This window comes from Mycobacterium sp. 852002-30065_SCH5024008 (assembly GCF_001665645.1).
Taxonomy (GTDB): Bacteria; Actinomycetota; Actinomycetes; order Mycobacteriales; family Mycobacteriaceae; genus Mycobacterium; species Mycobacterium paraffinicum.
This window is the reverse complement of the sequence record NZ_LZSZ01000078.1, coordinates 32074-44278: the sequence shown is the minus strand read 5'-3', so window position 1 is coordinate 44278 and position 12205 is coordinate 32074. Positions and strand designations below refer to the sequence as shown.

Genomic DNA, 12205 nt, shown 5'->3' with positions numbered 1-12205 from the left:
GGGGTACCCCCGCGAAGCTGGGGGACGGGTCGCCGCATCAGACTAGGCCGGCGGACCGGCGGTGCGCCCCCGGATCAGCTCGGTAGCCAGGACCTCCGCGACCGGCAGGCCTGACCGCGGCGGACTCAGCAACAGCTCACCGGCCCGGCGGCCCTTCTGCAGGCTCGGCTGAGACACGGTGGTCAGCCCACGGCCGATCGCGTCAGGCACGCCGTCGAAACCGGTGACCGTCATCTGCCCGGGCACGTAAATGCCATGTGCGCGAAGGTAATCCATGGCGGACAGGGCCAAGATGTCGGCCGTGCACATCAGCGCGGTGATCCGCGGATTGGCCTCCAGCGCCACCTTGGCGGCGGCTCCCCCGGAATCCGGCAGGTGCTCGTAGCTCTCCACCACGGTCAGCGCATCGCGGTCGACGCCGGCGGCCGTCATCGCCTCCCACACGCCGATGATGCGTTCACGCTGCACGTCGAAGGCCGGCGACCGCAACCGGTCCGCGTCCACCAGCCCCTGCCGGCGGTCCCGGCCCAGCCGCATCGTCAGCAGCCCGATCTCGCGATGCCCCAGCCCGAGCACGTAGTCCGCCAGCTCGCGCATCGCCGCCCGGTCGTCGATGCCCACCCGGGACACACCGGCGAGCCCCTTCGGCTGGTCGACGACCACGACCGGCAACCGGCGCTGCAAGACGACCTGCAGGTACGGATCCTCTTCGCACACCGAATACACCACGAAGCCGTCCACACCGGCGCCGAGCACCGCGCCCGTACCGTCCTGGATGCTGCGGCCCGGCCCGACGGCCACCAGCAGCAGTCCCTGCCCGAGCTCTTCGCAGGACTGGGCGACCCCTGCGACGAAATCCCGTGCCGCCGGGTCGCTGAAGAAGTAGGTCAGCGGTTCGGCCATCACCAGCCCGACAGCACCGGCCTTGCGGGTGCGCAGCGAGCGCGCCACCGGATCGGGACCCGGGTAACCCAGCCGCTTGGCCGTCGCCAGCACGCGCTCACGCAGGTCGGAGGAGAGCTGATCCGGCCGGTTGAAGGCGTTCGAGATCGTGGTGCGCGAAACCTTCAGTTCGTCCGCCAACGACGCCAGAGTCGCACGCCGGCGCGGTGCGGGGCTCACGGTCGGTGACGCTACAGCGAATCCGCACACGCGCCTAAGCGGCTTCCACTCGTCACTTTGTAATGGAAACGATTTTCATTAGTATTATGTGTCGGCCAGTCGGCCAGCGAGAGGACATCGGACGTGCGCATGGCGCTCAAGCGGGGACGAAGCGCGGCCGCCAACGCACTGCGTTGGCTGCCGGCCGTGCTGGTCCTGCTCGCTGCCGGCACCGCGCCCACCGGCTGCGGCAGCCCGGCGCATCCGCGCGCGGCCGCCGTCGTGGCCTCTACCGGTGTATGGGGCAGCGTGGCCCGCGCCATCACCGGCCGTCGTGTCGCGGTCAACGCCCTGCTGGCCGGCGGCGACACCGACCCGCACTCCTACCAGGCCAGCCCATCGGACGCGGCCGCCATCACCGACGCCAGCCTGGTCGTCTACAACGGCGGCGGCTACGACCCGTGGGTCGACCAGGTGCTGGCCGGGCATCCCGGCGTGAAATCGATCGACGCCTATGCGTTCCTGAAAAACGCCGGGACGGCAGAGCAGGCCAACGAGCACGTCTTCTACAACCTGGACGTCGCCAAATCGGTCGCGTTCGCCATCGCCGACCGCATGGCCGTAGTCGACTCGGTCCACGCCGCCGACTACCGCGCCAACGCCGCCGAGTTCTGCCGCGGCGCCGACGCGATCGCCATTTCCGAACACGCCATCGCCAGCGCATACCCCGGCACCGGGGTCGTCACGACCGAACCTGTCGCGTACTACCTGCTGGCGGCGTCCGGCCTGGTCAACCGCACCCCGCAAGCCTTCACCGCGGCCAACGAGAACGAAACAGATCCTGCGCCGGCCGACATGGCCTTCGTCCTCGACCTGATCGACCATCGTCAGGTGTCGGCGGTGCTGATCAACCCCCAGACCTCGACCGCCGCGATCAACGGCGTGCGGGATGCCGCGCGCCGCGCGGGCCTGCCGGTGACCGAGGTGAGCGAGACCCTTCCCGACGGGACCGATTACCTGAGCTGGCAGCGCAATACGGTCAACCAGCTGCTGACGGCGCTGCAGTCCGGCCGGTCAGTACAGCCGTGAGCCTCGATGCGGTCCCGGCCGTCGACCGCTACCCGGATACCGTCTCGCTGCGGGGGGCCCGGCTGGCGTTCGGTGACCGCGTGCTGTGGGATCACCTCGACCTGTCGGTGTCGCGCGGCGAGTTCATCGCCGTCCTCGGTCCCAACGGCAGCGGCAAGACGTCACTACTCAAGGTGCTGCTGGGCCAGCTGTCGCTGTCCGCCGGGGTCGCGCTGGTGGACGGAAAGCCGATGAACTCGGGCAGCGGACGCGTCGGCTACGTGCCGCAACACCGACCGATGGACCACGACGTGATGCTGCGTGGACGCGACCTGGTTCGGCTGGGCGTCGACGGACACCGTTGGGGCGCCATGCCCCTGAGATCCGCCGACCGGGCCCGCCGGCGCGCGGCCGTGCGCGAGGCGCTGCGACAGGTCAACGCCGAACACCTGGCCGACGTCCGGGTGGGGGTGATGTCGGGCGGCGAGCTGCAGCGGATTCGCATCGCACAGGCGCTGGTCAGCGACCCGATGCTGCTGCTGTGCGACGAGCCGCTGCTGGCCCTGGACCCGGCGAACGCGAAGCTGGTGTCCGCCCTGATCGACCGCCGCCGCCGCGATGCGTCGACCACCGTCATCGTCGTCACCCACGACGTCAACCCGATCCTGTCCTACGTGGACCGGTTGATCTATCTGGTCGACGGACGATTCCGGATCGGCACCGTCGAAGAAGTGATGACCACGGAGACCCTGTCCATGCTGTATGGGGCCGACATCCAGGTGGTGAAGGTCAAGGACCGCTACGTGGTGGTGGGCGAGCCGACCGACTGGGCCCACCAGTGAACCATCGGCTCACGGGCGTCCTGGCCCACCTGCTCGACTTCGACGTCACCGCCCACCTGCTCGGCCACGACTTCGTCCAGCAGGCCCTGCTCGCGGCCGCGCTGCTGGGGCTGGTGGCCGGGTTGATCGGGCCGTTCATCGTGATGCGTCAGATGTCTTTCGCCGTGCACGGTTCCAGCGAATTGTCGTTGACGGGAGCGGCTTTCGCACTGCTGGTCGGCGTCGAGGTGGGGGTGGGCGCGCTGGTCGGCAGCGCTTTGGCGGCCGCGCTGTTCGGCGTTCTGGGGCGGCGGGCCCGCGAACGCGACTCGGTCATCGGCGTGGTGCTGGCCTTCGGCCTGGGCCTGGCCGTGCTGTTCATCTACCTGTACCCGGGCCGGACCGCGACCAGCTTCGCGCTGCTCACCGGACAGATAGTCGGCGTCGGCTACACCGGACTGAGCATGCTGGCGCTGGTGTGCCTGCTCGTCATCGCCATCATCGCGACGTGCTACCGCCCGCTGTTGTTCGCCACCGTCGACCCCGACGTCGCCGCGGCCCGCGGCGTGCCCGTTCGCGCGCTGGGCATCGTGTTCGCCGCACTGGTCGGCGTGGTGGCCGCTCAGGCCGTACAGATCGTCGGGGCGCTGCTGGTGATGTCGTTGCTGATCACGCCGGCCGCCGCGGCCGCCCGAGTGGTGGCCTCGCCGGCGGCGGCGATGGTCACCTCAGTCGTCTTCGCCGAGGTTTCCGCCGTCGGCGGCATCGTGCTATCGCTGGCGCCGGGTGTCCCGGTGTCGGTCTTCGTCGCGGGGATTTCGTTCGCGATCTATCTGTTCTGCTGGCTGCTGGGACGACGGCAGGAAGCCGCCTCCTAAGCTTGTCGGCACAGACGGGCCCCGCGTCCGAAAGGCTCTGGTGCGTAGGCAACTCCCAATCCTCCTGCAGGCGGCGGTGTGCGCCCTCGCGGCCGGCTGCACCACCGTCGTCGGCGGAAGCGCAGCGCCCGCGGACACCCGCGGTCCGCTCACGCAGGCCCCGGTGACCGTCACCACCCTGGACGGGCTGCTGCTCGACGACAGGAAGGTCAACGACATCCTGGGGGCGGGAATGCGAATCCGGCTTCGCACGCAGGAGATGTGGGACTCGAGCCAGACGTTCAGCGAGAAGAGCTGCCTGGCGATGGCCGGGCCCGCCCAGCAGGCCGTATATGCGGACACCGGATGGACCGCGGTGCGCGGCGAGCGACTGGACGACAGCTTCGACAACCCCAAGGTGCGCAACGACTCCGTCAACCAGGCCGTGATCGCCTACCCCACGGCCCGCCAGGCCAACGCGTTCTACGAGGCCTCGGTCAGGAGGTGGTCCGCCTGTGCCAACCGCCGCTTCGTCGACCATCCCGCCGGCCAGCCCGAGATCGCGTGGGCGGTGGCCGATTCCCACCAGGTCGGCGGCACGCTCAGCACGTCCGAAGAGCAGGTGGGCAGCGAGGACGGCTGGCGGTGCCAGCGCGCGCTGACCGCGCGCAACAACGTCGTCATCGATGTGGCCGCCTGCGGCTCCTTCCTACCCGGTGGGTCCGCGGTCGACGTCGCCCAACAGATCGCGGCCGCGGTCGTCACCCGGTAGCGACGGGGAAGACGACCGCCTCTCCGGATGGCACTGGCGCCGCCCCATAAGCTGGGCGGGTGGCCCGCATCGACCTCAACGCCGACCTGGGCGAGGGCTTCGGCGTCTGGCGCCTCGGTGATGACGAGGCCATGCTGCGGATCGTCACCAGCGCCAACGTGGCGTGCGGGTTCCACGCCGGGGATCCAGCCGGATTGTTGCGGGTCTGCCGGTCCGCGGCCGAGCGCGGCGTCCGCATCGGGGCACAGGTGAGCTATCGCGACCTGGCCGGTTTCGGCAGGCGCTTCATCGACATCGCCGCCGACGACCTGGTCGCCGATGTGGTGTATCAGATCGGCGCGCTGCAGGCGGTCGCGCGCGCATCGGGTTCCGCGGTGTCCTACGTCAAACCCCATGGCGCGCTGTATAACACGATCGTGACCAACAGCGATCAGGCGGCCGCCGTCGCGGAGGCGGTGCGGCTGGTGGACCCGGCGCTGCCGGTGCTGGGCATGGCGGGCTCGGTGTTCTTCGACGAGGCCTCGCGCCGCGGCCTGCGCACGGTGGCCGAGGCCTTCGCCGACCGCGCCTACCGGGCGGACGGCCAGTTGGTGTCCCGCCGCGAACCCGGCGCGGTACTGCACGACCCGGCGGCGATCGCCGACCGCGTAGTGGGCATGGTGGCCTCCGGCCGGGTCACCGCCGTTGACGGCACACCGATCGCGGTCAGCGTGGAATCGGTCTGCGTGCACGGCGATTCGCCCGGTGCGGTGCAGATCGCGACGGCCGTCCGCGACCGGCTCGCGGCCGCCGGCGTCGAGATCGGGGCGTTCGGCTGATGCGGCTGAAACTCGGCCGGCCCGACATCGGACGGTATGCGGATCGGTTCGACGCGCCCGGCGCCGAACCCGGAGCCCTGTCGGTGACGTGGATGGGCGTGGCGACGTTGCTCATTGACGACGGGTCGTCGGCGCTGCTGACCGACGGCTACTTCTCCCGGCCGGGCCTCGCGCGGGTGGCGGCCGGCAGGGTGGCGCCGTCGCCGGCCCGCGTGGATGGTTGCCTGGCCCGGGCCAAGGTGTCCCGGCTGGAGGCCGTGATCCCGGTGCACACCCACATCGACCACGTGCTGGATTCCGCGCTCGTCGCCGACCGCACCGGGGCACGACTGGTCGGCGGCCGGTCGGCGGCCAACGTCGGGCGCGGATACGGACTTCCCGAGGACCGGCTCGTCGTCGCCGTTAGCGGCGAGCCGATTGCGTTGGGCGCCTTTGACGTAACGCTGGTCGAATCGCATCACTGCCCGCCGGACCGGTTTCCCGGCGTGATCGACGCGCCGGTGACCCCGCCGGTCAGGGCGTCCGCCTATCGCTGCGGGGAGGCCTGGTCGACGCTGGTGCATCACCGTCCGTCGGGCCGGCGGGTGCTGATCCAGGGCAGCGCCGGTTTCGTCAAGGGCGCGCTGGCGGGCCACCGCGCCGAAGCGGTCTATCTGAGTGCCGGGCAGCTGGGCCTGCAACCGAGGCCGTACCTGGTCGACTACTGGACCGAGACCGTGCGCGCGGTGGGGGCACGCCGGGTGATCCTCATTCACTGGGACGACTTCTTCCGGCCGCTGTCAAAGCCGCTGCGGGCCTTGCCCTATGCGGGCGATGACCTGGACGCATCGATCCGCATCCTGGACGAGTTGGCCGCACAGGACGGTATCGCGCTGCACCTGCCGACGGTGTGGCGGCGCGAAAACCCCTGGGCGTGAAGCGGTTATAAAGCCTTGACCCTGGCACTTGCGCTGGTGCTGCTCGCTGCCGTCCTGGCCTTCGCCGTCGTGCGCCCGAGGGGCTGGCCGGAGGCGGCGGCGGCGGTCCCCGCGGCCCTCATCCTGATCGCGGTGGGCGCCATATCGGTGCATCAGGCGGTCGAGGAGGTGGCCGGTCTCTCGGGGGTGGTCGGGTTCCTGGGCGCGGTGCTGGTGCTGGCCAAGCTGTGCGACGACGAGGGCCTGTTCGAGGCGGCGGGTGCGGCGATGACGCGCGGCCGCGTCGGGTCGAGCGGCCTGCTGCTGCGGGTATTCGCCATCGCCTCCCTGATCACCGCCGTCCTGAGCCTGGACACCGCGGTGGTGCTGCTGACCCCGGTCGTGCTGGCGGGCGTCCGCCGGCTGCGAACCCCGGTGCGGCCGTACGCCTATGCCACCGCGCACCTGGCCAACGGCGCCTCCCTGCTGCTGCCGGTGTCCAACCTGACCAACCTGTTGGCGTTTCACACCGCCGGCCTTTCGTTCACGCGGTTCACCTTGTTGATGGCGTTGCCGTGGGTGGGCGCGGTGGTCACGCTGTATGCGGTATTCCGCTGGTTTTTCGCCGCCGACCTGCGCGTGCAGCCGCACCCTGAGCAACCCGGGCCGGCGCCGCGGCCGCCGATTTTCGTGTTGGCGGTGGTCGGGCTGACGCTGGCCGGCTTCGGGGTCGCCCAGTCCATCGGGGTGGCCCCCGCCTGGGTGGCGCTCGCCGGCGCCGCGGCCCTGGCCGTGCGCAGCCTGAGCCGTGGGCACACCTCGGTGGTGGACATCGCGCGCTCGGCGCACGTGTCGTTCCTGGTGTTCGTGCTGGCACTGGGCGTCGTCGTGCGGGCAGTCATGCTCAACGGCATGGACAGGGCGATGTCGGCGGTGCTGCCGGCCGGTTCGACACTGCCCGCGCTGCTCGCCATCGCCGCGGTGGCCGCGGTGCTGGCCAACGTCGTGAACAACCTGCCCGCCACCCTTGTGTTGCTGCCACTGGTCGCGCCAAGCGGACCGGTCGCGATTCTGGCCGTCCTGCTCGGGGTCAACATCGGACCCAACCTGACCTACGTCGGGTCCTTGTCGAACCTGTTGTGGCGGCGCGTGCTTCGCCAGCACGATGTGGATGCCGGTGTCGGGGAATACACCCGCCTGGGGCTGTGCACCGTGCCCGTGTCGCTGGTGGTCGCGGTCGTCGCGCTGTGGGCGTCGGCCAGGGTGCTCGGCATCTAGCCGATCGCCTCCCTGAATTCCACGCCTTGCTGCAGCGCTTGCGCGGCTTCGGCGATGTCCACAACGGGATAGACCTGGTAATCCAGGATCGTGGCGAATTGGCTTGTGGTCTCAACCAAATCGGCCGGGTTGTCGGACTCCACCACCGCGAATCCACCATCGCCGTCGATGCGGCCGACGAACTGGTGATACATCGTGGTCTGCGGTTGCGACCACTTCGAGTATGCGGCCAAGCCCCGTCGCAGACTTTCGTCGTTCTCGGCCGCCGTGCCGTTCAAGCGATATGTCCAAGCCACTACGTACTTCATCGCGCTCTCCTTTTCTCGTTGGGATCGCAACGATATGGCCGATTTCCGTTGTGCTCACGAGTACTCGACTACTCGAATATCCCGTGCGTCAGTCAGACACCGGTCCCGATCGGATTATTGATGCCAGTTCCTCGCGGGACTGGGCGCCCACCCGCTGGCAGGCCCGGTAGACATGACCCTCCACGGTGCGCACAGACATCACCAATTTCTCGGCGATCTGGCGGTTGGACAGACCGGCCACGACGAGTTCGATGACATCGCGCTGGCGACCCGAGAGTTTGAGACCCGCCGGAGTCCGCAACGCGGGCGTGCACAAACCGCCACATTCCTCGGCCAGTTCACGGGCCAGCGCCGACGCATAGAGCCCGCGCTTGTGCTGCTGCCCTTCGATGAACGCAACAGAGGCCTGCGCCGCCGCGTCGGCGGCCGCGGCCCGATCGCCGATTGCGCGATAGGCGGCCGAAACCGCCAGGAGCCCTTCGCCGTTCCCGGCCCGCAGGGCCTCGGCGTGCGAGGCGATGGCCTCGGCCAGCGGCAGCGACAGCACGTCGGCCAGCGCCCGGGCCCGCGCCGCGCCCGAGGTATCCCCCCATTGCGCCGCGGCTTGTAGGCAGGCCAGTTCGTGGGTCGGCTGGCCCCGGTCGCGCGCGAGTTGCGCGGCCGCCTGTGCGGTCGCCACGGCCTCGCCCAGGCGACCGCTTGCCGCCAGCGCCCACCCACCGGCCAGCGACAAGCCGGTGTGCATGAACAAAAAGTCGGCGGGCACGCAGGCCCGCGCCCCGGCGACCGCGTCGTTCGCTTCGGCCGCGTGCCCGAGCTTGCCGTGGGCCTCGGCCAACGCGAAATAGCTCGCCGGTGTTAAACCGGTTGTTATGGCGTGTATTTGCGCCCCGGCAAGCGCTTCGTGCACCAGCCGGACCGCGTCGGCGACGGCCCCGCGCGCCAAGTCGGCGTTTCCAAGCAGGAGGGCCAGGTTCGCGTAGGCCAGACCCGGGATGTCGCGGGCCGAGTCGGCCACTTCCTTTGCCAAGATGACGAATTCGTCGATGCGCCCTGTCAACCGGCAGGCCCGGCCGTACACCGCGCCGAACCAGAATCGCATGTGCGACGCCTCAAACGACGTCGTCGCCCGGCGTAGCGCCTGCTCGGCCACGCTTGCCAGGCAGTCGACCTCCCCCAACGCCCCCATGGCCATGATCAACGCCAGCGACGCCATCATCGCGTGGAATTCTGGCAGCGTGTCTGAATCCAGTGCGGCCCCGGCTCTTTCGGAGGCGATCTCGCAGCGCGCGGCCACCGCATCCAGGCACGCCTGCACCGCCAGACGCTCGGCGACCTGCGCCGGCGTCTCGCGGGTCGCGGCCAGGCCGTCGAGGATCTCCGAGGCGTCCGCCGGCCTGCCGAGCATCCACACCAGGTTTGCCGCGCGCAGGGTCGCCCAGTAATGGCCATCGGGCGGATCGCCGTCGGTGATCGCGCGCAACGCCAACTCGGCCTGCTCCCCGCGGCCGAGCAGCATCAGGTTCATCGCCCGCACCCCCGACGCCCCCGGTGCCCCGGCCTGCGCCGCGGCGTTGGCCAGCCGGTCGGCCAGATCCAGATCCAACAGCGTCATCGCATGCCGCGCCGATTCCAGATACAGCTCGGGTTGCGGGGCCAGATCCGACTCCAGGCTCAGCAACGCCCGACGCACCGTGGCTTGCACGTCGGCGTCACCGTCCCGCCCAAGCCGCGTCGCCAACCGGCCCCGCACCTTCGACAAATACATCTCGCCGGTGCCCGCGCGGCGAAGCTCACCGAACAGCGGGTGTGCGAGTCTGGCCATCAACCCACTGGCTGCGCGTTCGACGTTCACCAGGCCCATCGCTTCGGCCGCCACCAGGTCCTCGCGACATACCAAGTCGCACAACAAGTCGACGGGTAGCGGCTCGCATTGGGAGAGCGTGTCGACCACCAGCGCCAACGGCGGCGTCAGGCGACCAAGTTGGCGCCCCACCGTGTCGGACAAGCTCGCCGAGACCGCGACGTCTCCGTCCCACATCCACACCCCGGCCACTTGCCGAACCCGTCCGGCCGCCATCTGATCGCTCAGCAGCTGCCGAAGAAACAGCGTGTTCCCCCCGGTGAGCCGCCGGAACCGGGCCGCGCAGCGCGCATCCACCGGACCGCCCAGCGCGCGCTCGATGACCTCGCGCGTCGCCGCAGCCGAAAGCGGTTCCAAATCCAGGCGAGTCAGCAGGCCGTCCTTCCACAGCGCCGTCACCGCATCGGGCTCTTCGCTGCCGGAGCGCACCGTGACCACCAGCCGGGCCCCGCCGGACTGTGCCAGCTGGTGAATCACGAGCGCGGACAACCCATCCAGCAGGTGCGCGTCGTCAACGCCCACCACCACCCGGCCCCGGCGTTGTCGCGCCACAAACGATTCGATCACGCGCCGCACGTTGGACAGCGGATCCGACATCCCGTCGCCCAGTAGGCCGATGAACGCCCCTAGGGGCAGCGCATGGGCCGACTGGGTGCCGACAATCCATTGGGTGCGCTCGCCCGACGCCCCGGCGCGCCGCAGCGCTTCGCGGGCCAACCGGGTCTTGCCCACCCCGGCGGCGCCTGCGATCAACACCCCGGAGTGCTGGTCAGCGCCGCTCAGGGCGCGGCGAATGGTTGCCAACTCGCTGTCGCGCCCAATCAGCAGGTCGCCGCCGATCACGCGGCGACTATAACCGCGCGGCGGCACCGCGGGGGCCGGATTGCCACCGTTTCGGGTGCGGTTTGACCGGCCGGTGTCCACTGCCGGTGCCCGACTCGCGTACCCGACTACGCTATCGGCGCCCACCGAGCGCTGTGAGCATGACTTTTGTCAGCCAGCGGTCAGAAAGGCGGAGTGCCATGTTCGACACGAAGACCAAGATCGGCAGTCACGCGGTGGTGTTGGGAGCGAGCATGGCCGGTTTGCTGGCCGCGCGATCGCTAGCCGACTTCTTCGGCACGGTGACGGTCGTGGAGCGTGACCCGCTCCCCGACGCCCACGCCCCTCGCAGGGGCGTGCCGCAGGGCCGGCACTTGCACGCCCTGTTGGCCCGCGGAGCACAGGTGATCGAGGGGATGTTCCCCGGCGTCCTCGACGAGATGGTCCACGACGGCGCACACCACTTCGACGGCGGGGATCTCTCCGAGCTCTACTACAACGTGGGCGGACACCTGATGGCGCGCCGCGGCAGCGCAACCGGGCTGACCGCCTACAGCGCGACACGGCCCTTCCTCGAAGACCACGTCCGCACGCGGCTGCGCGAGATTCCCAACGTCACCCTGCTCGACGAGCACTTCATCCTGGGCCCGGTGTCGACCCTCGACCGCCACCGCGTCACGGGAGTGCGGGTGGTCTTCGGCCGCACCGGCGAACCCACCACGCTGCCCGCCGAGTTGGTCGTCGATGCCACCGGGCGTGCCGCCCGTACCCCGACCTGGCTGGACAACTTGGGGTACGACCGCCCGCATGAGGATCGCGTCGACGTGCAGCTGACCTACGCCAGCCAGGCGCTGCGCATGACGGCGGAAGCGCCACGGGAGCTCGGCTTCCTCATCGGTATCGTGCCCGGCAGGCCGAGAGGTTGCGGCCTGTTGCACTGCGAGGACGACACCTGGCTGCTCACGGTGATGGGGGTCGCCGGCCAGGAACCGGCGTCGCTCGATCTTGCGGAGATGTGTGATTTCGTGGCGGACTGCGCGCCGGCCCACCTGCTCGCCGCGGTGCGAGCCGCCGAACCCATCGGCGAACCGGTGCGGCACCGGACGCCGTGCAGTCGATGGCGCCGCTACGACAAGCTGCGGCGCTTCCCCGAGGGCCTGCTGGTCACCGGTGACGCGATCTGCAGCTTCAACCCGATCTACGGCCAGGGCATGACGGTCGCCGCGCTCGAGGCGTTGGCGCTGCGCGACTGCTTGTCTGCCGGTACTGACGATTTGGCGCGGCGCTTCTTCCGCGCGGCGGCAGCGCCAATCCGCCAGGCTTGGCAGCTATCGACCAACCCCGACCTTGCCCTGCCCGAAATCCACGGCACCGCACCGCTGGTCGCGCGGCTGTTCAACAAATACGTCGATCGGGTGCTCGCCGCGGCCGAAAGCGACACCGCCGCGCTGAATCAGTTCATCAGAGTGACCTCGCTCGTCGACCCCGCGACGCGGCTGTTACGCCCGAACATGCTCTGGCGCGCCGCCCGCGGGCCCCGACCCGCCATCGATGCCGATGTCGCGCCCGCCGACGTTCCGGTGACGGCTGTGTCCTGACG

Annotated in this window: 11 protein-coding genes; 8 read left to right on the top strand and 3 right to left on the bottom strand. The window is 70.0% G+C overall.

The genetic code is table 11. The annotated features are described in order from the left end of the window. Positions 1-42: 42 nt before the first annotated feature. Complete coding sequence (locus tag A5781_RS09890) at positions 43-1122, bottom strand: LacI family DNA-binding transcriptional regulator (RefSeq protein WP_067204276.1); 1080 nt, start codon at positions 1120-1122, stop codon at positions 43-45. A 129-nt stretch (positions 1123-1251) separates the two neighbouring features. Here A5781_RS09890 and A5781_RS09885 point away from each other — a divergent pair, with 129 nt between their 5' ends. From A5781_RS09885 to A5781_RS09855, 7 genes are read left to right on the top strand one after another with little or no spacing between them, the layout of a single operon-like run. Then, complete coding sequence (locus tag A5781_RS09885) at positions 1252-2190, top strand: metal ABC transporter solute-binding protein, Zn/Mn family (protein ID WP_067204273.1); 939 nt, start codon at positions 1252-1254, stop codon at positions 2188-2190. Continuing rightward, a complete protein-coding gene (locus A5781_RS09880) occupies positions 2187-3011 on the top strand; it encodes a metal ABC transporter ATP-binding protein (protein ID WP_067204269.1) in 825 nt (274 codons plus the stop codon). The genes A5781_RS09885 and A5781_RS09880 overlap by 4 nt, the downstream gene beginning before the upstream one ends. Then, on the top strand, positions 3008-3868 hold the full coding sequence (locus A5781_RS09875; protein WP_067204265.1) for a metal ABC transporter permease: 861 nt from the start codon (positions 3008-3010) through the stop codon (positions 3866-3868). Before A5781_RS09880 ends, A5781_RS09875 begins: the two co-directional genes overlap by 4 nt. A 40-nt stretch (positions 3869-3908) precedes the next feature. Beyond that, complete coding sequence (locus A5781_RS09870; protein WP_231990683.1) at positions 3909-4619, top strand: sensor domain-containing protein; 711 nt, start codon at positions 3909-3911, stop codon at positions 4617-4619. Between the two features lie 59 nt (positions 4620-4678). Further along, the gene (locus A5781_RS09865) at positions 4679-5437 is read left to right on the top strand and encodes a LamB/YcsF family protein (RefSeq protein WP_067204262.1); all 759 of its coding nucleotides are present in this window, start codon (positions 4679-4681) and stop codon (positions 5435-5437) included. Further along, entirely contained in the window at positions 5437-6354 is a 918-nt protein-coding gene (locus tag A5781_RS09860) for an MBL fold metallo-hydrolase (protein ID WP_067204258.1), read from the top strand. The genes A5781_RS09865 and A5781_RS09860 overlap by 1 nt, the downstream gene beginning before the upstream one ends. Before the next feature lie 15 nt (positions 6355-6369). Continuing rightward, a complete protein-coding gene (locus A5781_RS09855) occupies positions 6370-7611 on the top strand; it encodes an SLC13 family permease (RefSeq protein ID WP_067204255.1) in 1242 nt (413 codons plus the stop codon). Here A5781_RS09855 and A5781_RS09850 read toward each other — a convergent pair. Next, positions 7608-7919, bottom strand: coding sequence for a DUF3303 domain-containing protein (locus tag A5781_RS09850; protein WP_067204251.1), 312 nt, complete (start codon positions 7917-7919; stop codon positions 7608-7610). The two genes, A5781_RS09855 and A5781_RS09850, sit on opposite strands and share 4 nt — an antisense overlap. Positions 7920-8007: 88 nt before the next feature. Then, a complete protein-coding gene (locus A5781_RS09845; RefSeq protein WP_067204492.1) occupies positions 8008-10626 on the bottom strand; it encodes a LuxR family transcriptional regulator in 2619 nt (872 codons plus the stop codon). 179 nt (positions 10627-10805) lie between these two features. On the opposite strand from A5781_RS09845, the gene A5781_RS09840 reads away from it, so the two are divergent. Then, positions 10806-12203 carry an NAD(P)/FAD-dependent oxidoreductase gene (locus tag A5781_RS09840; protein ID WP_067204248.1) on the top strand — a complete coding sequence of 466 codons (1398 nt, stop codon included), beginning with the start codon at positions 10806-10808 and terminating at the stop codon, positions 12201-12203. The last annotated feature ends 2 nt before the right edge of the window (positions 12204-12205 follow it).

Coding starts and splice junctions, on each gene's coding strand:
- A5781_RS09840 (WP_067204248.1), top strand. CDS start 10,806: ATGTTCGACACGAAGACCAAGATCGGCAGTCACGCGGTGGTGTTGGGA.
- A5781_RS09860 (WP_067204258.1), top strand. CDS start 5,437: ATGCGGCTGAAACTCGGCCGGCCCGACATCGGACGGTATGCGGATCGG.
- A5781_RS09885 (WP_067204273.1), top strand. CDS start 1,252: ATGGCGCTCAAGCGGGGACGAAGCGCGGCCGCCAACGCACTGCGTTGG.
- A5781_RS09850 (WP_067204251.1), bottom strand. CDS start 7,919: ATGAAGTACGTAGTGGCTTGGACATATCGCTTGAACGGCACGGCGGCC.